The sequence below is a fragment of the Micromonospora sp. NPDC050276 genome (assembly GCF_044459545.1).
GTDB lineage: Bacteria > Actinomycetota > Actinomycetes > Mycobacteriales > Micromonosporaceae > Micromonospora.
Genome location: NZ_JBITJA010000020.1, coordinates 65,076 through 87,087 on the forward strand (window position 1 = coordinate 65,076; position 22,012 = coordinate 87,087).

Consider the following 22,012-nt stretch of genomic DNA (forward strand, 5'->3'; position numbering starts at 1 on the left):
ATGAGACTCAAAGCCCTCGTGGCTTCGCTGACCGTAGCGGTCGGCCTGAGCCTGATCCAGGCACCGCCGGCGTCCGCCGCGGAGCCGGATCCAGGCGCCGCCGCCAACAAGATCGCCGCCAACCTGAAGGACCGCTTCCGTACGTCTGCCGCGTCCGACTTCTGGATCAGGTTCGAGACCAAAGCCGACCTCGGGCCAGCGAAGAAGGTCGCCGACTGGACCGCTCGTGGTCAGTTCGTCTACGACGCGCTGACCGCGGCGGCGAAGGACTCCCTGGCATCCGTCTCCAGCGAACTCGATCGGGCAGGCGTCAAGTACACCTCCTACCCGATCGCCAACGCCGTGCTCGTCAAGGGGGGCACCGAGAAGCTCGCCCTCAACGTGGCCTCGAAGGTGCAGGTCGCCGAGATCCACGCGACGCCACAGGTCGCGCTGGTCGAGCCGGTGGACGAGAAGGTCCCCACGGACCAGGCCGCCCGCCCCGCCGCCCCGAAGGCCGCCGGGCAGGGCACCGTCGCGTGGGGCCTGGACGCGATCCACGCCCCCCAGGCCTGGGCCATGGGCGCCACCGGCGCGGGCATCACCGTGTCCAACCTCGATTCGGGCGTCCAGTTCGACCACCCCGCCCTGATGCACCAGTACCGCGGCACGAAGTCCGACGGCACCATCGACCACAACTACAACTGGATGGCCAGCCGGGGTACGTGCGCGGGCGCCCCGTGCGACGACAACGGACACGGCACGCACACCATGGGCACCATGGTCGGCGACGACGGCACCAACCACGTCGGCGTCGCCCCGGACGCGCAGTGGATCGCGACGAACGGTTGCTGCGACAGCACCGGCGTCGAGTCGCTGCTCCGGTCGGGCTGGTGGCTGCTCGCCCCGACCGACGTCCAGGGAAACAACCCCGACCCGTCCAAGCGCCCCCACGTGGTCAACAACTCGTGGGGCCAAACCGAAGAGCACCTCTTCAACGACTTCTTCCAGGCCATCGACGAGGCCTGGAGCGCCGCGGGCATCTTCAGCGTCTGGTCCTCGGGCAACACCGTGCCGTACGCGGCCTGCGACACCGTCTCCTCGCCCGGCTCCGCCGAGAGTGCCTACTCCGTGGGCGCCTACTCATCGGACGGCACGCTCGCGTCGTTCTCCCGCAAGGGCGAGGGTGAGGGCGGCCGGATCAAGCCCGAGATCTCCGCTCCGGGCGACGCCGTCCTGTCGTCGTACCCGGGCAACAGCTACGTCGAGATGTCCGGCACCTCGATGGCGGCCCCCCACGTCGCTGGCGCCGTCGCGGCGCTGTGGAGCTACGACCCGACCCTCATCGGGCAGGTCGAGGAGACCCGCCGCCTGCTCGCTGAGTCGGCCGTCGACGTCGACGACACCGAGTGCGGCGGCACCGCCGAGGTCAACAACAAGTACGGCGAGGGCCGCCTCGACCTCGTCCGGCTGCTTGAGCTCGCGCCCCGCGAGGGCGGCACCCTCACCGGTGTCGTCACCGCCAACGGTGCCCCGGTCCCCGCCGCCGAGGTGACGATCAGCGGACCGTTCAGCCGGTCGATCGGCACCGACAAGGACGGCAAGTTCTCCACGAACCTCCCGGTCGGCGACTACCAGCTCAGCACCAAGGTCTTCGGCTACCTGACCGCGACCGCCAACGTCACGATCACTCTCGGCCAGGACACCTCCGTCAAGCTGCCGCTCACGGCCGCCGCGCGGCACGACATCAGCGGCAGGGTCGTCGACGACAAGTCGCGGCCTGTCCCGAACGCCGACGTCTCCGTCAAGGACACGCCGCTGAAGCCGGTACGCACCGACGCCAACGGCGCGTTCACGATCGGCGCTGTCCCCGAGGGCGGGTACACGCTGAACGTCAAGCCGAACGCCTGCTTCTCGCCCACGAACGTCGCGCTGACCGTCGGCGCGCAGAACGAGTCGCGCGAGATTCCCGTGGGGCTGGTCGTCGACGAGGGCGGCTACAGCTGCGCCGTCTCCGAGGGCGAGTACCTGCGCGGCACCGATCCGGTCGCATTCACCAGTGGCGTGTGGGCGACGGTGAAATTGCCGTTCCCGATCGCGCTCTACAACGGCAGCCACGACACCCTCGGCGTCGGCCTGCGCGGCGTGATCTCCCCGGACGGCGGCACCGCACCCGGCTTTGGCGGTGCGGGCGCCTTCCCGCTCTACGTCCAGACCCCCGTCGAGTTCGCCCCCGGCGGCGGCGTGTTCACGGCGGCCACCAAGGTCAACGGTGAGGACGCGTTCGTCGTCGAGTACCGCAACGCCAAGCTCTGGGCCTATCCGACCCGGTCGGAGTACACGGCGCCGGTCAACTTCTCGGCCACGTTCACCCGCTCGGGCACGATGATCTTCGGGTACGGGGACGGCGTCGGGAGCGACGACCCGGTGACCGCCGGCGCGCACGCTGTCACCGGCATCCAGGGCTGGGCCGGCGTCGACGGCATCCGCTTCTCCGACAGCGCCCCGGTGCTGCGCGACGGGATGATCGTCACCTACGACATGCCTGACTTCGGGTACCTCGACGCGACCGTCGTCGACAAGAACGACGGGCTGCCGGTGGCCGGGGCCAAGGTCTCCTTCACGAACAAGGATGGGCTCGTCGAGGCCGTCACGACCAACGGGACTGGCGTCGTGCATCGCCAGCTTCCCGTCGGCGACTACACCATGACGGTCGACGCGCCGAACTACACGACGGCGGCATACCCCTTCTCCCTCGACAAGCTCTACGCGAATGCCAAGATCGACGCGCGGCTGACCACGGGTGTCGCCGGCCTGAAGGCCGACGGCCTCGAGGCGCTGTTGGGCACCGACCAGAACGGCGTGGGCTCGCTGACACTGACCAACAACGGCTCCGCCCCACTCACGTACAACCTGGGCGAGGCCGCGCGGCACCCCGAACTCGACGCTGCTGGCGCCACCACGCGCACCGGTACGGGTGCGGCCAGCACGATCGACCTCGCCGCCTGGAAGGCCGGTGCGAGCGGCATGAAGCCGTCGAGCGTCGACGGCAAGGCGGCGACGGTGAGCGCCGCGGAAGCACAGGCGGCCGGCAAGGTCGGGGCGACCTCCGGCGGAGACGTCATCACCCGGATCGCCATCCCGGGCCGGATCGAGGAGAAGGAACCCTCCGGCGTCGGGTACGACGGCGACGTCTGGGTCCACGACTACAACGCGCGGACCAACACCGCGTACACGGTGACGGGCAAGCGGACCGGAAAGGTCTTCGACGCCTCGTGGAACCCCGCGTACCGGGCGTTCGACATGGCGCTCGACACCAAGACCGGTGACATGTGCCAGATGGAGGACAGCCCGGCCAGCTACATCCACTGCTTCGACACCGAGACCGGGAAGGAGACCCGGCAGATCAAGGGTGACTGGTCCACGCTGCAGCTGACCGGACTCGCCTACAACCCGACGGAGGACGTGTTCTACGTCGGCGGCCGGAAGAACGGCATGATCGGCACGGTCGCCGGGACGTCGCACGACAATCCGGGTGCGCTGCTGTCCTTCTGCGCCCCGCCGCTGCCCGAGGTGATGGGCCTGGCCTACAACCAGGCGTCCGACACCATCTGGTACACCGACCTCACCTCGAACCGGCCCACCCGCCTGTTGCAGGTCGACCCCGACGACTGCTCGCTGGTGAACGCGTGGTGGTTCCCCGGCCAGAAGGCGGGCCAGGGCGGCGGCCTCGAAACCGATTCGACCGGTGCGCTGTGGGCGGTGGACCAGGTCGCCGATGACGTCGTACTGGTCGACGTCGAGGACGACCTGCTCACCGACCTGCCGTGGCTGTCGCTCTCCTCGACCGGCGGCACCCTCGCCCCGGGCCAGTCGACGACCGTCAAGGTCTCGATTTCCTCGAAGGACACCAAGCCCGGAGCCCTCGGCGCGAACATCGTGGTCAGGTCCGACTCCGGACGCCAGTCCAAGACCTACGTCCCGGTGACGCTCACGACCACGAAGTACCAGGTCGGCGTCAACGCCGGCGGTGCGAAGCTCACCGACGGCTCCGGCTACACCTGGCTCGCCGACCAGGCGGCCGGTAAGAAGGCGTGGGGCTACGAGGGGAAGACGAAGGTCGCCGCCACGACGGCCGCGATCGCCGGCACGACGGACGACGCCCTGTTCCGATCGCAGCGCACCACGCCGGACAAGCAGCTGTTCTACCGCTTCCCGGACGCGCCCAAGGGCACCTACGCGATCGACTTCGGGTTCGCCGAGATCGAGAACGTGGCCCGCGGCAAGCGGGTGTTCGACGTCGTCGTGGACGGATCGCTGGTGGAGTACGCGTACGACCCGGCGGCGGCCGTGGGGCCGAACGCGGCCGACTGGCGTACCGCCGTCGTGCAGCACGAGGGCGGTCCGCTGACCGTGGAGCTGCGGGGCTCGAAGGGCCTCAAGGCCCCGAGCATTGGCGCGCTGCGTCTGACGCTCGACCCGCGCGCAGACACGGCGGAGCCGGAGCCCCAGCCCGAGCAGCCGGAGCCGGGTCCGGTACCGGTGGCTCCCGCCGGTCGCTCGTACTCGATGAAGGTGACCGACGGGCTCTACCGCCAGGGCACCCAGGAGTCCGGGTGGCACGGCGATGACCTCTGCGGCCCGCTGTGGTTCGACTCCAGCTTCCTGGCCCCGTTCTACGACACCTCCTGGGATGGCGTGTGCGTGACGACGAACGGCACGCTGACCTTCGACCGCGCCAGCACGCTGGGGAACAACACGGCACTGCCGTCGCCGTACCCGATCGACGCGGTCTATCCGTTCTGGGACGACCTCATCGTCGACGACGAGGCGGGCATCTACTTCGGTATGACCGAGGTGGACGGGGTGGCGGCGGAGGTCATCGAGTGGCGCAACGTCGCTTTCTACAGTGACCGGACGGCTCGGGTGAGCTTCTCGGTCACCCTGGTCGCGGATGGTCGAATCCAGATCGGGTACGGCGACGGCGTCGGCGGCGACAACCCCCTCACCAAGGGCTCGTCGGCGACGGTCGGCGTGGAGAGCCTGAACCGCAACCCCGCGAGCCAGTACTCCTTCAACCAGCCCATCCTGAAGGCCGGCCTGGGGCTGGAGTACACCCTCCCGTCCGCGGGCACGATCGAGGGCACGGTCACCGACAAGAACGACAGCAAGCCGATCGCCGGCGCGATCGTCACGCTCAAGGGGCCGAGCGGTGAACGGGTCATCACGACCGATGTGAAGGGCCGGTGGAAGGCTCAGGCGTTGGTCGGCGAGAACACCGTGCAGGTCGAGGCGCCGAACTACGTCAGCTTCAGCCACCCCGTCACGATCGCGAAGAAGGACCAGGCCGAGGTGGTCGACACGGCGTTGACCACGGGCATCGCCACCGTCGCCGCAGGTGACCTCGACTGGCTCCTCGACAAGGGCCAGAAGGCGACGGCCGACGTGACCGTCACCAACACCGGGTCCGCCCCGCTCGACGTGCGGGTCAGCGAGCAGAAGCCCACCAGCGACGGTGGGCACGAGGCCGCCGACCTTCCCTGGCTGACCCTCACGGGTCCGGCCGCAACCGGCACGGTCACGCTCGCGGCCGGCACGTCCACCACGGTGACGGTGACGGCCGACAATGCCGGCATCGATCCCGGCGTACTGGTCGGAGACGTGCTCGTGTCGTCGAACGCCGGCAAGGGCGAGACCCAGCTCAAGCCGGTCCGCCTGGCGACGTCGGCCTACTGGAAGGGCGTCGACGTGGGCGGGTCGGGGTACGTCGATGCCGACGGCTTCTTCTGGGCGCCCGACCAGGCGCTCGGCTCGCGGCCCTGGGGCCGCGTCGGCGGCAAGGTGGCTACCACCAGGGCCGACATCGCCGGCACCGAGGACGACGCGTTGTTCCGCACCCAGCGGACCGGCGCGACGTTCAGCTACGTGTTCAAGAACGCCCCCGCCGGGACGTACCGGATCGGCCTCGACTTCGCGGAGATCGAGAAGGTCAAGTCCGGCAAGCGTGTCTTCGATGTGCTGGTCGATGGCAAGGTCGCGCTCTACGACCACGACGTGCAGGCGAAGGTGGGTGCGCTGGCCGCAGACCTGAACATGGTCACCGTCGAGCACGCCGGTGGCGATCTGAAGATCGAGCTTCGCCGCGACAAGGGCGAGAGCGACCCGATCCTCAACGCCCTCAAGGTCCAGCAGGACCCGCGCCGGTGAGATAGCCGTACCGATTCGCCAACAGTGGCCAGAGCCTCCTCGGGGAAGGATTCCCGGGGAGGCTCTGACCACGACCAGAAACCCCTGCTCACCTCACAGACAGTGGAGCCGCCACCGGTACCGATGGCGGCCGTTCGGGTCGGCGGGTCAGGCCGACGCCGACGAGTACGACCACCATCCCGGCCGCGATCCGGAGACTGAGTGCCTCGTCGAGCACGACGGCCCCGAGCGCTACCGAGACCACCGGGAGTAGGTAGCCGACGGTCGCCGCATTGGTGGCGCCTTCGGCGGCGATGATCCGGTAGGTGAGGTGGAAGGTGGCCCCGGTGGCGACAACGCCCAGGATCACGACGGTGATCAGCGTCTTCGGGCTGATCTCGATCGGCGTCAGACCACCGGCCGGCAGGGTCAGCGCGGTCAGGCCGGTCGCCGCGATGAGCTGCGCCGTGGACAGCGAGATGGTGGGGATGCCCCTGCCGACCAGGTGGTGGCCGATGTAGGCGAAGCCGACGGCGTAGCTGGCGGCCGCGACGACGATAGCGAGAGCGGCCCACCCGACCGGCCCGGTGAGCTGCCATGGCGCAAAGATCATGACAACTCCGGCGAACCCCAGCAGGAGACCGCCCAGCCGGACCGGCCGGATTCCACGTTCGGACTTGCTCAGGACGCCGATCAGCACGGACCACAGCGGGGTCGTCGCGTTCAGTACGCCGGCCACCCCGGAGTCGATGGTCTGCTGGCCGATGCTGAACATGGCGAACGGCAGAGCGTTACAGAAGAAGGCAGCCACCAGCAGGTGACCCCAGGTTCTCGCATCCCGGGGGAGTCGTCGACCTGCGGTCAGGCATGCGATCAGCAGAGCAGCCGACCCGAGGGCGCACCGACTGATGGTGACCTGGACCGGGGTCAGGGCGTCCAGGGCCAGCTCGATCCAGAGGAAGGTGGATCCCCACAGCAGGGCGAGCACGCTCACCCGTATCCATGCCCATGTCCTGCTCACGGCACCAGTCATCCTGACCTCCTTGATCCGTCCGCAGGAACAGTGCCGGGCCCGACCACAAAGCAAAAGCGAAAGTTTCTGCACGAGAGTTAAGCTCAGCTACATGCTCGACGTGAGACGCATGCAGGTGCTGCGTGCGGTGGTCACCAGCGGGTCGGTGACCGCGGCGGCGGCGCACCTCGGGTACACCCCCTCCGCGGTGAGCCAGCAGGTGGCGGCGCTGGAAAAGGAGGCCGGGGTCGCGCTGCTCGAACGAGTGGGCCGGGGTGTACAGCCCACGGCGGCGGGCCGCCTGCTCACCAGACACGCGGCCGTCATCAGCCAGCATGTCGCCGAGGCCGAGACGGCCCTGGCCGACCTGCGCATGGGACGTACGGGCCGACTGAGGATCGGCTACTTCGCCTCCATCGGCCCGAACCTGCTGGCGCCCGCTGTCGCCCGACTCCGGCGCGAACACCCCGGCGTGCTGATCGATCCCAAGCTGACCGATCCGGATGATCCACTGTCCGAGTTGGAGCAGGGCAGCACCGACCTGGCCATCGTTGTTGGCCGACCCGGCGACGAGAGCCACCAGGGCAACCGCCTCCGGCTGGTGCACCTGCTCGGTGACCCCTACCAGGCCGTGCTGCCCACCGGGCATCCGCTCGCCGCGCGAGAGGTGATCGATCTGGCCGACCTCGCCGGCGAACCGTGGGTCGGCAGCGAGCCTCCCGGCCCCTGTCTGGAACCCATCATCGACGCCTGTGCCGCGGCGGGCTTCAGCCCGAACGTCGTGGCGAAGTCGGAGGACTACGCCACGGCTCAGGCATTCGTCGCGGCTGGCCTCGGAGTTGGCCTCATTCCCCGCCTCGGACTGGGCACCCATCACCCGGGGGTCGCCATCCGCCAGGTTCGCCGCCCAGAGCCGATCAGGACGATCTACGCCGCGGTTCGGGAGACGGTACTGAGCCAGCCCGCACCGCGCGCGCTGATCGACGCCCTCATCGACGCCGCGAGGGAGTAGGTAGGGTCGGATGGTTGGGTAGGCACCTCGCGAACGAAGCCGCAGCGGTGGTCCGCTGTTCGACCCCTCCACCAGCTGTGACGTCAGCTGAGCGCAGCGCGGGTACCGGCGACGTCACCCGTCAGCGGCCCTGCAGCCGCTTCACGTTGTCGCCGAAGGTCCATCCCTTCGACCCGTCCCAGTTCGCCGACCAGGTCATCAGGCCCTTGAGGCCGGGCACGGAGTTCCAGGCCTGCGTGACCAACGACGTCGACATGTAGCCACCGCCCGCCCCGGTCTGCGCGGGCAGGCCCGGGACCTGCTTGTCGTACGGCACGCGGATGGTGGTGCCCTGGATGGTGAGGCCGTTGTTCAGGCACTGCGTCTGCACCGTGAAGCCCTGCACGGTGCCCGCCGGGTACGAGTCGCCGGCGCAGCCGTACATGCTGCCGTTGTAGTACTGCATGTTCAGCCACCAGAGCCGGCCGTTGTCCACGTACTTCTTGATGATCGGCAGGTAGGAGCCCCAGATCGAGCCGTAGACCACGCTGCCGCCGGTGACGTAGGCCGTCTCCGGTGCCATGGTCAAGCCGAAGTTCGAGGGCATCCGGGCCAGCACGCCGTCGATGATCCGGATCAGGTTGGCCTGCGACGTGGACAGGGTGTTGATGTTTCCGCTGCCGGTGAGGCCGGTCTCGATGTCGATGTCGATGCCGTCGAAGTGGTAGGCGGTCAGGATCGGCACGATCGTCGCGATGAACCGGTCGGCGACCGCGGTGGAGCTGAGGTCGATGCCTGCGGCGGCACCGCCGATCGACATCAGGATGGTGGCGCCGGCCGCTTTGGCCTGGCACATCTCGGCCGGGGTGGCGACCTTCACGCCGGCGTCCATGCCGTTCTCCCAGAGGACTGTGCCGTCCGAGCGGATCACCGGGAACGCCGCGTTGATCACGTTGTAGCCGTGTTGGTTGAGCCGGCTGTCGGTGATCGGGATCCAGCCGAGTCCGGGGTGTACGCCGTTGGAGGCGCCATCCCAGTTCTCCCAGTAGCCCTGCAACACCTTGCCGGTGGGACGCGACTTCACCGCGCAGGTCCCACCGGTCGGCGGCGGCGTGGTGGGGGGAGGTGTGGTCGGTGGCGGGGTCGTCGGTGGCGGGGTGGTGGGCGGCGGAGTGCTTCCCGAGCACGCGCCGAGGTCACGCCAGAGCGACGGTGTGGCGGCGGGGTTCCAGCCGGCGCCGGGGTGCGCGGTGTGGGTGACCAGTGCCTGGTAGAGCCGGCCGCCGTAGGTGACCTGGGCGCCCGCCTGGTAGGTGGTGCCCTCGGCCCAGGCCGGGGCGGTGCAGGCGACCATCGGGGCGGCGTTCGCCGAGGACACCGCCGCCATGCTGCTGGGGACGAAGGCGACAGCGGCCGTGACGGTCATCGCCGCCCCGGCCAGTACTGCGAAGATCCGACGGCTTCTCATGGCTCACTCCCCAGGCTTCGACGACCCGCGACCTCCACATATTGACGTCCGTGAAGTTTAATATCAAGGGTTGTTTACAGATCCCGGGAAGTTGGGGGAGTGCGGAGGTGGCCTGCGGCCCGAATCCGATCTGGAGCCGCAGCCCGCAGCGAACCGACGCTACTGCTCGTAGCTGGTCGCACACCTGGTGACAGCGCCGCGTCGGCCGGCAGGGATGGCTGAAAATTCACGCCGAACGGCGGTAACCAAATCGGCTGGCCAACCCGTCAGGGCAGGTGACGGATCGCCACGGCGGGCGGTCGGCCGAGGAGGGGCGAGGACATGGGCGGCGACATTCGTGGGCGTTTCAGGGATGACCTGGCCCGACACCCCGGCCCGCCGTTGGGTGATCTGGTCCAGCAGTCGGTGGTACAGGGCCGCCGACTGCGTCGCCGGCGCCGCCTGGCGCAGCTCGGCGCCGGCGGATCGGCGTTGGCGCTGCTGCTCGTGATCGGCCTGGCCGTCGGGCCGCTCGGCGTCGGCGTGGATGACGCCGGTCAGCCCGGCGGGCTGAACCTCGGTTCGTCGGATGGGCCGGTCGGCACCGGCACACCGTCCCCGACCGAGTCCCCCGACGAGGAGCAGGGGGGAGCCCCCGCTCGGTTGGTGCCGCCGACTCCCTCGACCACGGTGATCGACAACGTGCGGATCGGGGCGGGGCCGGACGGTGACCTGCTGACCACCACACCGCAGGCCGCCCTGGAACTGCTGACCCGGCTGCTGCCCAGGGGGAAGGCCAGCGGTTATGCGAGCCTGCAGAGCAGCGGGGCGGGCCCCGGCATGCCGTACGTCCAGCTCTACCTGGATCGAGGCGCAGGACCGGGCATGCTGCGGCTCGCCATTTACCAGGACAACCTCGGCGGCGATCCGGCCCCGGGGACGGTGGAGCTGACCGAAGTACCCGACAACTGCGTACAGAACAGGATCGTCACCGTGCACCACCGCGGTGGCCTCCAGATCGATTTGATGATCTCCACCTGTCTGTCCTTGAAGGGCAAGGGGGAGTCGCCGGCCCGGCCCGTTCTCTCCGTGCGGGAGGCGGCCGAGATTGCCGCCAACCCGAACTGGGGGACGAAAATGCCGGCCGAGTTCGTCGTCGCCGGTGCCAAGCGGTTCCCGACGCTGGCCCGGTTCGATGGCTGACGAAGACTTCGTGACGTTCGCGCAGGCGGCCGCCGGCCGCCTGCGCGATGCCGCGTTCCTGATGTGCCGCGACTGGCATCTGGCTCAGGACCTCACCCAGACGACGCTGGCCAAGGTGTACGCCAACTGGAGGCGGGTCCGCCGGGCCGACGACCCCCACGCGTACGCCCGCAAGATACTGCTGCGCTGCATGCTCGACCATCAGCGGCGTCGTTCCAGCCGCGAACTGGCGATGTCGGCGCCCCCGGATCGGGGCGAGGAGCATCCGGCGGAGCTGCGCATGACGTTGCTGGACGCGGTCGCCACCCTGCCGTTGCGGGATCGGGCGATCATCGTCCTGCGCTACTGGGACGACCTGAGCGTGGAGACAGTCGCCGAGGTTATGGGTGTCTCGACCGCGGTCGTCAAGAGCCAGAGCATGCGCTCCCTCAACCGTCTGCGCGGCCTGCTCGGCGAGACGCGTTCCGAGCTGTTCGCCGAGGAACGCCATTGACCGGTCCCGTCCGCCACCAGGGTGCTGCGGATCCCGGTGCTGTCGGGCCGCCGGGCAGCAACTGCCGCGCCCGTGGCGCGGCGGCGAGGAGCGTGCCACCCCGCATCGTCGCCTCAAGCGCGACCTGCGGTGGCAGACATCTGCGTTGGGGGAGGTCCATGGTGTCCGTATCGAGCAGCACGACGTGTCGAGGCCGGATTCGCGGCAGCGGCCGAGGCTCGGTCGCCGTCCTGTCGGCGGTCCTCTCGGCCCTGATGGTGATGGCCGCCGGGTGTCATCGGGGGGAGCCCGGAGTGGAGCGCTACTACCGGCCGTCCGACGGCTCTTCGCGGGCCTACCACGTCGTGGAGACGTACGAGCCTGGGTGGGCCGAGCGGAACGTCGATGACGTCCGTTCAGTCCTGCGGCGGTGCGCGAGCTATCTGGTCCTCGGCTCGCAGGTCTCCTTCGACATCGTCGATCCGCAGTATCTCGACGGCGCCGGCCTGCTCATCCGAGGTCGCATCGAGCATGCCGACATCCCGAACACCGTCACGTACTTCGTGATGCTGAGACGAGGCGAGACGGTCTCGACGGTCAGCCTGCCCGACCCGGGTGGCCAGGCCGCGGTGGACTCGATCGCGGCGAGGGTGGTGGCTCGTCTTGGCTGAGCGAAAAGGTCGACAGCTGCCACGCCGTTGGGTCGTCTCCGCGATCACCATGTCTCTCGCCGGGGTCGCGACGGCCGCCTTCGGCGCCACGCGCGATCGCGGCGACGACGAAACCGGCCCATCGCACGATTCGTCCCCGACCATTCCGATCCCCACGACGCCGGCCGTCGACCGCATCGACCAGGCGAGAACGCGCATCAAGGCCTACGTGCAGCGGTACGACGGCCACCTGGCGGTCGCGGCGCTGGATCGACAAGGAACGGCTGTGGTGACGGTCGGCACCAAACGGTTCGAGACCGCCAGCATCGTCAAGGTCAACATCCTCGCCGCCCTTCTGCTACGCCAGAAACCGCAGGGCAAGGCGCTGAGTTCTGACACCCGACGGTTGGCCGAAGCCATGATCGTCTCCAGTGACAATGACGCGGCCGTAGCCCTGTGGCAGAAGATCGAGGGCGTGCGCGGTCTCACCGCCGCGAACCGCGCACTCGGTCTGCCTGAGACCAGACCCAACGTGCACTGGGGGCTCACCACGACCACGGCTGCCGACCAACTCCGTCTGCTGACCGCACTGACGTCGCCGACGGGACCGCTGACCCCGCAGGACCGTGCCTTCATCATGGGCCTCATGAAGAAGGTGATCCCCGAGCAACGATGGGGAGTCACCGCCGCGCGGGAGCCGGGCACTCCTGCCGCCTACGTCAAGAACGGGTGGGACACCGTTGATGTCGACGGTGGCCGCTGGCTGGTCAACAGCATCGGGCGGATCGTCGACGCCCGGCATGACTAGTTGATCGCTGTGCTCTCCGACCATCACGTGAGCCAGGAAGAGGGCGTCCGCGTCGTCGAGAAGGCCGCCACGTACGTGCTCAAGGAGATGCGCGCCGCCACTGCCGAGCGGACCTGACTAATGTCATTGAGTACCTGTGCACCCCGCATCGAACGTCGTGACTAAGCGCACTGGAGCCCGCTACGCCCTGTCGATGAGACTCGATTCGACGCCGGAACAACAGCCGGCCGAGTCCGAGGGGCGGCGGGACGGTGGACGAACGCTACGACAGCTACTGCGCCGCAGATCGGCTGTTCTACGACTCGCTCGGCAGCGCCGTCGCACAGCCCGTCTTCCCGGCCGCCGACCGGCCGACGCCGACCGGCTGGCGCCGCGAGCCGCTCGACGACTGGCTGATCTACGCGCCCGACGGCGGCGCGCTGCCGCAGCAGGGCTGGAAGATTCACGTGTCGGCGGGTCTGGCGAACGCCGAACGGGTGCTGGACGCGGTCTGGAACTACTGCGTCCCCCGCGGCCTGTCCTTCAAGTTCCTGCGCGGTCCGCGCACCTTGCTGCTGCGCAATTCCAAGTACGCCGCCCGGGCCGCCAGCGGAAAGTTCATCACGGTCTATCCCCGCGACGACGCGGAGCTGGAGCTGGCCTGCAAGGAGCTCGACGAACTCCTCACCGGCGAGCCCGGTCCGTACATCCTCAGTGACCTCCGCTACGGCGCCGGGCCGGTCTACGTACGCTACGGCGGCTTCGCCGCCCGCTACTGCCACTCTCCCGACGGCCAGGTGGTGCCGGCGATCGAGGACGACTCCGGCACGCTGGTGCCGGACCGCCGCGAGCCCGTCTTTCACGTACCGTCCTGGATCGCCCTGCCCGACTTCCTCGGCCCGCACCTGGCCGCCCGCAACGACACCAGCACCAACGAGGTGCCGTACCGGATCGAGCGGGTGATCCACTTTTCCAACGGCGGCGGGCTGTACGTGGGCCGGGACCTGCGTACCGACACCGAGGTGGTGCTGAAGGAGGCCCGACCGCACGCCGGCCTGGACGCCGACGGCACCGACGCCGTCGCCCGGCTGGTCCGCGAGGCGGAGGCCCTGCGGCAACTCGCCGACCTGCCGCAGGTGCCGCGGGTGCACGACGAGTTCGTCCTCGGTGAGCACCGGTTCCTCGCGCTTGAGTTCATCGAAGGTCGACCGCTGAACAAGGTGCTGGTGGACCGGTACCCGTTGATCGACGCCGACGCGACAGACGACGACCGGGCGGCGTACGCCCGGTGGGCCCGCCAGATCTACGAGCAGGTCGAATCCGTCGTGGCGGCGATCCACGAGCGCGGCCTGGTCTACGGCGACCTGCACCTGTTCAACGTCATGGTCCGGCCGGATGACCGGATCGCCCTGGTCGACTTCGAGGTGGCCGCCCCGATCGCCGGGCACCGCCGACCCGGACTGCGCAACCAGGGCTTCGCGGCACCGAGGGACCGGACCGGGCCGGCGGTCGACCGGTACGCCCTGGCGTGCCTGCGGTTGGCGCTGTTCCTGCCCCTGACCCAACTGGTCCGGCTCGCCCCGGCGAAGGTGACTCACCTGGCCGACATCATCAGCGCGAACTTCCCGGTGCCGAGGTCCTTCCTCGATCCGGCGGTCGAGGAGATCACCGGTGGTCCGCTTGTCACCGCGGACCCGCGAATCGGCGCGGACGACTGGCGCACCGTGCGGGACCGGCTGACGACCGCGATCGTGGCCAGCGCCACTCCCGAGCGCGACGACCGGCTCTTTCCCGGTGACATCGAGCAGTTCCGTAGCGGCGGCCTCAACCTCGCCCACGGCGCGGCTGGTGTGCTGTACGCGCTCCACAAGAGCGGCGCCGGGCGGTGGCCCGACCACGAGGACTGGCTGGTGCGACGGGCTACGGCACCCCCGTCCGGCACCCGCTGCGGCTTCTACGACGGGCTGCATGGCGTCGCCTACGCGCTCGTTCACCTCGGACGCCGGCAGGACGCGCTGGACGTTCTCGACATCTGCCTGCGGGAACCCCTGGACGGGCTCGACCACAGCCTGGCGAGCGGACTGTCCGGGATCGCGCTCAACCTGGCCGAGTTGGCCGCGCGTACCGGGGAGGTGTCGTTGCGCGCCGCCGCGTGGCGGGCGGCCGAACGAGTGATCGAGCAACTGGCTGACGACCCAGGCCCGGACGTCAGCGGTGGACGTAACCCGTACGCCGGGCTGCTGCGCGGCCGGACCGGACCGGCGTTGATGCTGTTGCGGCTCTACGAGCTCAGCGGCGACGACGAGCTGTTGGGGCACGCCGCCACGGCCTTGCGTCAGGATCTGCGCCGGTGTGTGCTACGCCCGGACGGCGCCCTGGAGGTCAACGAGGGCTGGCGCACCATGCCCTACCTGGCGCACGGCAGCGTCGGTATCGGACTGGTCCTCGACCAGTACCTGCGCCACCGGGCCGATGACCGGTTCACCGAGGCGAGCGCGGGAATCCGTCGTGCGGCCCGCTCACCGTTCTACGCACAGTCCGGGCTCTTCGCCGGCCGGGCCGGCATCATCGCCTACCTCGCCGCCTCGACTGACGATGCCGACCGCCGCGAACTCGACGCCCAGCTGGACCGGCTGTCCTGGCACGCGCTGCCGTACCGGGAGGGGACCGCATTCCCCGGCGAGCAGCTGCTGCGGCTCTCCATGGACTTCGGCACCGGCACCGCCGGCGTGCTGTACGCGCTGGCCAGCGCGCGGCACGACCAGCCGCCCGCGCTGCCCTTCCTCGCGCCCCTGCCGGGCGCGCAGAGACTCCCTCGCGACAGCGGGGGCGACCTGATCGGCGAACGGATGGAAGGGAGGTGAACGACATGGCACTTCTGGACCTCCAGGGCCTGGAGATGGCTCCGGCCGACCGCACCGGTGGCGGTAGCCGGGCGAGCCTGCTGCTCTGCGGCGACAGCTCGCTCTCCGTCACGACCTGCAACTGATCCACGCACACGTGGGGCCCTGGGTGGGTAGACGTGCCCACCCAGGGCGACCGCGTACCAACGGGAGGACCGATGCCGACGTTCGCCATGGGGGACAGGTTGCTCCGGCGGACGGTCCTGGCGGGCGGCGGCTGGACCGCCGGACTCGCGGCGGTCGCGCTGCTCGGCGCGGCCGCCGAGCTGTTGCTACCCGCGGCCCTCGGCCGCGCCGTCGACGCCGCCCTCGCCGGCGGCTCCGGCTGGTGGGCGGTGTCCGCCTGCGCCCTGGTCGTCGTCCTCATCGGCGTCGACACCCTGACGGACCTGGCCAGTGGGTTCGGTGCGGCGCGCGCCACCGCCGGGCTACGCCGGCGCCTACTGCGTCACCTGTTCGCCCTGGACGTCCGCGCCACCCGCCGACACCCGGTGGGTGATCTCGTCGGCCGGTTGGTCGGCCAGGCCGCCGACGCGGGACAGGCTGGCAACGCCGTCGTCCTGGCCACCGTGGCGGTGCTCCCGCCACTCGGCAGCGTCGTCGCGCTCGCCGTCATGGAACCGGTCCTCGGTCTCACCCTGCTCGTCGGTCTCGGCCTGCTCGCCGTCCTCATGCGCGCCTTCGTGGCCGACGCCTCGGCCGCGACCGCCGGGTACCAACGGGTGCTCGGCGCCATCGCCGGCCGACTGCTGGAGTCGCTGACCGGTGCCCGGACCATCGCCGCCGCCGGAACCACCCGTCGCGAGGAGGACCGGGTGCTGGTGGCCCTGCCGGAGCTGGACCGGCACGGCCGGCGCGCCTGGGAACTGCTGGCCCGGGCGAGTGCGCGCACCTCGGCCGTGGCGCCGCTGCTGAACCTGAGCGTCATCGCGGTCGGCGGGTACGCTCTGACCGCCGGCTGGCTCACGCCGGGGGAACTGGTCGCCGCGGTGCGGTACGCGGCGATGGGCGCCGGCCTCGGCGGCGTGCTCGCCTCCCTGAACCACCTGGTCCGCAGCCGCGCGGGAGCACACCGGATCGCCGAGCTGCTGACGCAGCCCGCCACGCCGGCCGGCGACCGGCCCCTTCCACCCGGCGGCGGCGCGCTGCGACTGCGTGGGGTGCGCGTGCACGCCGACGACGGCCGGCCCGTCCTGGACGGCATCGACCTCGACGTGCCGGCCGGCGCCACCGTGGCCGTCGTCGGAGCGTCCGGTGCCGGCAAGTCGACCCTGGCGGCCGTGGCGGGACGGCTGTACGACCCGGACGGCGGTGAGGTGCGCCTGGACGGCGTGCCGCTGCGGGACCTCGACGGGGCGGCGTTGCGCCGAGCCGTCGGCTACGCCTTCGACCGACCGGTGCTGATCGGCGCGACCGTCCACGACGCGATCGGTTTGGCCTTGCCGGTCGACTCGGCGGCGCCGCCAGCCGATCGGAGCCCGGCCACGCCGGCGGTGCTGCGGGCGGCCCGCACGGCGGCGGTCGCCGACGTGATCGACCGTCTGCCCGGCGGTTATCGCACCCCCCTGGAGGACACACCACTCTCCGGGGGCGAGACCCAACGCCTCGGCCTGGCCCGCGCGTTCGCCGCCGAACGGCTGCTCATCCTGGACGACGCGACGTCCAACCTGGACACCGCGACGGAACACCGGATCACCGAGGCGGTGCTCGGGCGGGTCGGGGGGCGTACCCGACTGGTGGTCACCCACCGGACCGCGGCGGCCGCGGCGGCCGACCTCGTCGCCTGGCTGGATGGCGGCCGGCTGCGCGGCCTGGCACCGCACCGGCAACTCTGGGCCGACCCGGACTACCGTGCTGTCTTCCAGCCGGCCGGCGGTGGGTCGTGAGCCGTCCCGGCGTACGCCGGGTGACCTGGCGGGCGCTGCGGGCCCGCCGGCGGGAGCTCGCCGCACTCTGCGGCTGGTCGCTTCTCGAGTCGCTGCCCGCGCTGCTGGCCGGTTATCTGGTCGCCCGTGCCGTCGACGACGGGTTTCTGGCCGGACGTCTCCTCAACGGGCTGGCCTGGTTGGCGGTCCTCGCCGTGGCCGTGCTGGTCGGCGCGGCGGCCACCGGGCGGACGTACCGGAGCCTCGGTGCCGTGGTCGAGCCGTTCCGCGACGAGGTGGCCGCTCGGGTGGTCCGGGGTGCGCTGCGCGACGCCACCCGGGCGGGTGGCCGCCCGGACAGCGCCGCCGTGACCCGGCTGACCCACCAGATGGAGATCGTCCGCGACACCTTCGCCGGTCTGCTGATGGTGACCCGCGGTTTCCTCTTCTCCGCCGGCGCGGCCCTGCTCGGCCTGCTCGCCCTGGCACCGGTGGCGGCGGCGCTGGCCGCCGCGCCGCTGCTCGCCGGTCTGGGCGTGTTCCTCGCCGCGCTGCCGGCGATGGTCACCCACCAGCGCGCGTACGTCCGGGCCGGTGAGCAACTCGGCCAGTCGGCGGCGACCGCGCTGGCCGGTCACCGTGACGTGCTGTCCTGCGGTGCCCAGACACGCGTGACGGCCGAGGTGGCGCGCTGGGTGTCGGCGCAGGCCACCGCCGAACGCATGCTCGCCCGGATGGCGGCGATCCGCAGCCTCAGCCTCGGCGTCGGCGGTTGGCTGCCGCTGCTGGTGCTGATGGTGACCGCCCCGTGGCTGGTCGAGCGTGGACTCACCCCCGGCGCGGTGCTGGGTGCACTGATCTACATCTCCACCGGGCTGCAACCCGCCCTGCACACCCTCGTGCAGGGCCTCGGCGGCGGCGGGCTCCGCTACGCGGTCACCCTGGAGAACATCCTGCGCACCTACCCGGTGTCCGACGACCAGCGCCCGTCGGGCCTCGCCGCCCAGCCGCCCCGATCCCGGCCGCCCACCGACCGCTCGCCAGCCGTCGAGGTCCGGGGAATGACCTTCCGCTACGGCCCGCACGCCCGGCCCGTCCTGCAGAACTTCTCACTGACACTGGCCGACCGGGAGCACCTCGCCGTGGTGGGCCCGAGCGGCGCGGGCAAGTCCACACTGGCCGCCCTGCTGGCCGGTCTGGTGCCGCCGCAGGCAGGCGCGGTCCACCTGGCCGGCACGCCGGTCGCCGAGGTCGAACCGGCCGTTCTCGCCCGGATGCGGGTGCTGGTGCCCCAGGAGGCGTACGTCTTCACCGGCAGTCTCGCCGACAACCTCCGCTACCTCCGGCCGGACGCCGACGATCACACACTGGAGGACGCCCTCGACGCGCTCGGCGCGCGCCCCCTGGCGACCCGCCTGGGCGGCCTGGGCGGGCCGGTCGCGCCGGCGCTGCTCTCCGCCGGCGAGCGGCAGCTGATCGCGGCGGTCCGAGCCTGGTTGGCACCCGCTCCGCTGGTGATCCTCGACGAGGCGACCTGTCACCTGGACCCGGCGCTGGAAGCGACGGTCGAGGGCGCTTTCGCCCGGCGGTCCGGCAGCCTCGTGGTGATCGCACACCGGATCAGTTCCGCGCTGCGGGCCGGTCGGGTGCTGGTCCTCGACGGCGATGAGCCCGTGCTCGGGACGCACGAACAGTTGTTGGCCCGCTCGGCCACCTACCGGGTCCTCGTCGGCTGCTGGGACGACGCGGTGGTGCCGCCCCAGGCGGCGTCGACGCGGCAGGGCTGAACCTCGCGCATCCGCGCCGACGGTCAGATCCAGCCCGCCTCGCCCGCCATCCGTACGGCCTCCACCCGGGTACGCGCGCCAACCTTGCGAGTGATCCGACCGAGATGGTTGCGGACGGTGCCATGGGTGAGCCCGAGCGACGCCGCCACCTCCGCGACCGGCGCCCCCGCGGCCGTCAGCCTCAACACCTCCGTCTCGCGGCTGGTCAACGGGCTGTCCGAGCGCAGCGCCGCGACGACGAGATCCGCGTCGAGCACGGGCTCCCGGCGAGCGAGCCGGCGGATCCCGTCGATGATCCGCTGGGGGGCGGCATCACTGCGCAGGAGGCCGACCGCCCTGGTCGGGCAGAGCATGCCGCGCAGCCGCCGAGCCCGATGCGGGTGGGCAAGCACCAGGACGGGACACCGGCTGAGGCGGTCGGGATCGACTCCCTCGACGAAACCGAGGTCGGCCACCAGCACGTCGGGGCGTTGGGCGCGGACGGCTGCGGAGACCGCGTCGCCACGATCCACTTCCGCCACGACCCGGATGTCCTCCTCGGCGGCGAGGACGAACGACAGCGCGCCCAGCACCAGGGCACCGTCCAAGGCGAGCAGGGTACGGATCACGGTGAACCTTTCCCGCACTCCGATGATGATCACGCAACGTCAACATTCAAACACGCATCCGGCGGGTCCGCACGGCGACGGGGGCGGGCCCGGACATCTCCACCGGACCCGCCCCCCGACAGCTACAGCCAGCCGTTACGCCGCGCGCGTGACACCGCCTCCAGCCGGTTGCGAGCCCCCGTCTTGCGCAGAATCACCGACAGGTGATTACGCACTGTCCCGTGTGCCAGGTACAGGCGGAGGGCGATCTCCTTCAGAGGCAAACCCTCGGCGGCCATCCGCAGCACGTCCATCTCCCGAGGCGTCAACGGCATCTCCGGGGGACTCAGCACCGCCACCGCCGCGGCCGGGTCGATCGCCCGCTCGCCGGCCGCGAGCGCGCGGATGGCCCGCACCAACTCGGCCAGTGAGCTGTCTTTCCCGACCAGACCGCGCGCGCCGGCTGCCAGCGCCGCCTCCACCAGCGCCGGGCTCCACCGAGGGCTCATCGCCAACACGGCGGCGTGCGGCGCCTCGACGTCGATCCGGGCGACCACCTCCACCGGGTCCGGCAGCTCGGGTGTCAGTGCCAGCACCACCACCTGCGGTCGGCACCGCCGAACCACCGTCAAAAGTTCGCCGACACCCTCGACGTCGGCGACCACCTCCATGTCATCCTCTCGGGACAGCGCGGCGCAGAGCGCCCCGCGAAGCAAACCCATGTCCTCGGCGACTACAACGTGGATCACCACGTTTTCTCCGATCTCAGGTACGCGTCACGACGGCCACCCATCCCGGAACCTCCACGGGGCTGGCCAGGCGGTCGTGCGCTACAGACGGGTAGGCATCGGCCCACGGCGCCGCCATGGCGGACGGGCGCGGGCACCGATCGACCGACCAGCGGGTGGAACAGGCCGTGGGCCAGCCACCCGGGTCGGTCGACCCGCCTCAGCCCGGGCGGGCGATCCCAGACGGAGTTCGGCTCTCGACCAGAAGCGGCACGAGATCGCAGGGCTGCCCAGCACCGAGGCGCGACGGCCGGTCGAGCGGCCAGGCCAGCCCCGGCCCGGGCGTCGATCCATCACCGACACCAGCGGCATCCTGGTCGACGGGCGCGACGGGTTGCCCCGAAAGGTCACCCTCCGCCGTTACCGGTCCCGCCTTCACGGTGAGGTGCCGCGTCGTGGACATGGCACGCGCGGGGCCGACGGCGGACGTCGGCGGTGGCGCTGCCGGGGTCGGCAGCGCTGCGGCGTGTACGGGAGCCAGCGCCGGATTCGCCGGTGACGTCGGAACTGTCGGTATGGCAGCCGGGGCGGTCACCGGCACGGCGGCCGGCCCGCGCACCGGGGGAACAGGCAGTGGAGGCGTCGCCGCCGGAACGATCACCGCGCCGAGATCGGGGGTGAGAACGGCATCGGCGACACCGAGCAGCGCCATGACAACGGGCCGGACCGGCACTGTGCTCACGATGTCGACGACGGACGGCAGTGGGGCGGTGATCAGGCCCACCACGGGCGCATCGGCCGGTCCGTGCACCGCGGGTGGGTCGGGGGCGGCGCTGGCTGGCTGTCGCGCTCGATCAGTGGCCAGCCGCGACATTTCGACACGTTGAGCCGCGCGGGCTACGGAGGCCGGCCGGAGTCTTTCGCGCTCCGCCGCGCCGGCCGGGACGGACGTGCCGACCCGGGGCAGCGGCACCTTGGCGGGCGACGACGCGGCCGCCAACCGTCGAGGCCCCGTCGGGGGTGTCGCGTCGCGCGCGGCGACGACGCCACCGATGGCCCCTGCCAGCGGGGCACGAAGCCGGTCGTGGCGGCCGTCGTCACCTGCGGCTCGTTGGCGGTCCTGGCCGGGGCGCTCGGCGACCGTGAACCGCGCGATCGGCTCCGCCAGGCCGCCGATCTGCCGATGAGGCTCGTCACCTGACCCGCCGCGCGTCCCGTCGGCGGCGGCCGGCCCCTGAAACAGGGCGGCCAGGACGAAACCGGCCCCGATGGCGGCCGCGATCAGCACCATCCGCCGGGCGAGCCTGCGCAGCCGGTCGGCCGCAGGCGGCGCGGATCGGCCGGGCGCAGACGTCGGCGCGGTTCCGTTGACGGGACTTCGCACGCGGCCACGACCCCTTCCCTCTGGATTGCTG

15 protein-coding genes are annotated in these 22,012 nt (G+C 71.0%); 10 read left to right on the plus strand and 5 right to left on the minus strand.

The window, feature by feature from the left end:
- Entirely contained in the window at positions 1–6,186 is a 6,186-nt protein-coding gene (locus ACIBF8_RS29315; RefSeq protein WP_396787161.1) for a S8 family serine peptidase, read from the plus strand.
- 88 nt (positions 6,187–6,274) lie between these two features.
- Here ACIBF8_RS29315 and ACIBF8_RS29320 read toward each other — a convergent pair whose 3' ends face one another.
- A complete protein-coding gene (locus tag ACIBF8_RS29320; RefSeq protein ID WP_396787162.1) occupies positions 6,275–7,198 on the minus strand; it encodes a DMT family transporter in 924 nt (307 codons plus the stop codon).
- A gap of 91 nt (positions 7,199–7,289) precedes the next feature.
- On the opposite strand from ACIBF8_RS29320, the gene ACIBF8_RS29325 reads away from it, so the two are divergent.
- A complete protein-coding gene (locus tag ACIBF8_RS29325) occupies positions 7,290–8,189 on the plus strand; it encodes a LysR family transcriptional regulator (RefSeq protein ID WP_396787163.1) in 900 nt (299 codons plus the stop codon).
- A gap of 121 nt (positions 8,190–8,310) precedes the next feature.
- Here the strand turns inward: ACIBF8_RS29325 and ACIBF8_RS29330 are convergent, their stop codons facing one another.
- The gene (locus ACIBF8_RS29330; protein ID WP_396787164.1) at positions 8,311–9,636 is read right to left on the minus strand and encodes a carbohydrate-binding protein; all 1,326 of its coding nucleotides are present in this window, start codon (positions 9,634–9,636) and stop codon (positions 8,311–8,313) included.
- A gap of 321 nt (positions 9,637–9,957) precedes the next feature.
- Here ACIBF8_RS29330 and ACIBF8_RS29335 point away from each other — a divergent pair, with 321 nt between their 5' ends.
- The 8 genes from ACIBF8_RS29335 (at position 9,958) to ACIBF8_RS29370 (ending at position 19,282) form a co-directional block, all read left to right on the plus strand.
- Positions 9,958–10,818, plus strand: coding sequence for a hypothetical protein (locus ACIBF8_RS29335; protein WP_396787165.1), 861 nt, complete (start codon positions 9,958–9,960; stop codon positions 10,816–10,818).
- Positions 10,811–11,311 carry a SigE family RNA polymerase sigma factor gene (locus ACIBF8_RS29340; RefSeq protein ID WP_396787166.1) on the plus strand — a complete coding sequence of 167 codons (501 nt, stop codon included), beginning with the start codon at positions 10,811–10,813 and terminating at the stop codon, positions 11,309–11,311. The genes ACIBF8_RS29335 and ACIBF8_RS29340 overlap by 8 nt, the downstream gene beginning before the upstream one ends.
- Positions 11,312–11,604: 293 nt before the next feature.
- Positions 11,605–11,961, plus strand: coding sequence for a hypothetical protein (locus ACIBF8_RS29345; protein WP_396787167.1), 357 nt, complete (start codon positions 11,605–11,607; stop codon positions 11,959–11,961).
- Positions 11,954–12,748, plus strand: coding sequence for a serine hydrolase (locus ACIBF8_RS29350; protein ID WP_396787168.1), 795 nt, complete (start codon positions 11,954–11,956; stop codon positions 12,746–12,748). The genes ACIBF8_RS29345 and ACIBF8_RS29350 overlap by 8 nt, the downstream gene beginning before the upstream one ends.
- Before the next feature lie 251 nt (positions 12,749–12,999).
- The gene (lanKC, locus tag ACIBF8_RS29355; protein ID WP_396787169.1) at positions 13,000–15,591 is read left to right on the plus strand and encodes a class III lanthionine synthetase LanKC; all 2,592 of its coding nucleotides are present in this window, start codon (positions 13,000–13,002) and stop codon (positions 15,589–15,591) included.
- A 5-nt stretch (positions 15,592–15,596) separates the two neighbouring features.
- Positions 15,597–15,716 carry a SapB/AmfS family lanthipeptide gene (locus ACIBF8_RS29360; RefSeq protein ID WP_013734295.1) on the plus strand — a complete coding sequence of 40 codons (120 nt, stop codon included), beginning with the start codon at positions 15,597–15,599 and terminating at the stop codon, positions 15,714–15,716.
- Positions 15,717–15,788: 72 nt separating this feature from the next.
- Positions 15,789–17,516 carry an ABC transporter ATP-binding protein gene (locus tag ACIBF8_RS29365; protein WP_396787170.1) on the plus strand — a complete coding sequence of 576 codons (1,728 nt, stop codon included), beginning with the start codon at positions 15,789–15,791 and terminating at the stop codon, positions 17,514–17,516.
- Entirely contained in the window at positions 17,513–19,282 is a 1,770-nt protein-coding gene (locus tag ACIBF8_RS29370; protein ID WP_396787171.1) for an ATP-binding cassette domain-containing protein, read from the plus strand. Before ACIBF8_RS29365 ends, ACIBF8_RS29370 begins: the two co-directional genes overlap by 4 nt.
- A 23-nt stretch (positions 19,283–19,305) precedes the next feature.
- On the opposite strand, the gene ACIBF8_RS29375 is transcribed toward ACIBF8_RS29370, so the two are convergent.
- From ACIBF8_RS29375 to ACIBF8_RS29385, 3 genes are all read right to left on the minus strand, one after another.
- Positions 19,306–19,923, minus strand: a complete 618-nt coding sequence (locus tag ACIBF8_RS29375) for a response regulator transcription factor (RefSeq protein ID WP_396787172.1) — start codon at positions 19,921–19,923, stop codon at positions 19,306–19,308.
- An 89-nt stretch (positions 19,924–20,012) separates the two neighbouring features.
- Positions 20,013–20,618: a response regulator transcription factor gene (locus tag ACIBF8_RS29380; RefSeq protein WP_396787173.1), complete on the minus strand. Its 606-nt coding sequence runs from the start codon at positions 20,616–20,618 to the stop codon at positions 20,013–20,015.
- A gap of 199 nt (positions 20,619–20,817) precedes the next feature.
- Positions 20,818–21,888, minus strand: coding sequence for a hypothetical protein (locus ACIBF8_RS29385; RefSeq protein WP_396787174.1), 1,071 nt, complete (start codon positions 21,886–21,888; stop codon positions 20,818–20,820).
- Between the last annotated feature and the right edge of the window lie 124 nt (positions 21,889–22,012).

What these genes read in the sequence shown, in the direction of transcription:
- ACIBF8_RS29315 (WP_396787161.1), top strand. Translation starts at nt 1, where the DNA reads ATGAGACTCAAAGCCCTCGTGGCTTCGCTGACCGTAGCGGTCGGCCTG.
- ACIBF8_RS29320 (WP_396787162.1), bottom strand. Translation starts at nt 7,198, where the DNA reads ATGACTGGTGCCGTGAGCAGGACATGGGCATGGATACGGGTGAGCGTG.
- ACIBF8_RS29325 (WP_396787163.1), top strand. Translation starts at nt 7,290, where the DNA reads ATGCTCGACGTGAGACGCATGCAGGTGCTGCGTGCGGTGGTCACCAGC.
- ACIBF8_RS29330 (WP_396787164.1), bottom strand. Translation starts at nt 9,636, where the DNA reads ATGAGAAGCCGTCGGATCTTCGCAGTACTGGCCGGGGCGGCGATGACC.
- ACIBF8_RS29335 (WP_396787165.1), top strand. Translation starts at nt 9,958, where the DNA reads ATGGGCGGCGACATTCGTGGGCGTTTCAGGGATGACCTGGCCCGACAC.
- ACIBF8_RS29340 (WP_396787166.1), top strand. Translation starts at nt 10,811, where the DNA reads ATGGCTGACGAAGACTTCGTGACGTTCGCGCAGGCGGCCGCCGGCCGC.
- ACIBF8_RS29360 (WP_013734295.1), top strand. Translation starts at nt 15,597, where the DNA reads ATGGCACTTCTGGACCTCCAGGGCCTGGAGATGGCTCCGGCCGACCGC.
- ACIBF8_RS29365 (WP_396787170.1), top strand. Translation starts at nt 15,789, where the DNA reads ATGCCGACGTTCGCCATGGGGGACAGGTTGCTCCGGCGGACGGTCCTG.
- ACIBF8_RS29385 (WP_396787174.1), bottom strand. Translation starts at nt 21,888, where the DNA reads ATGGTGCTGATCGCGGCCGCCATCGGGGCCGGTTTCGTCCTGGCCGCC.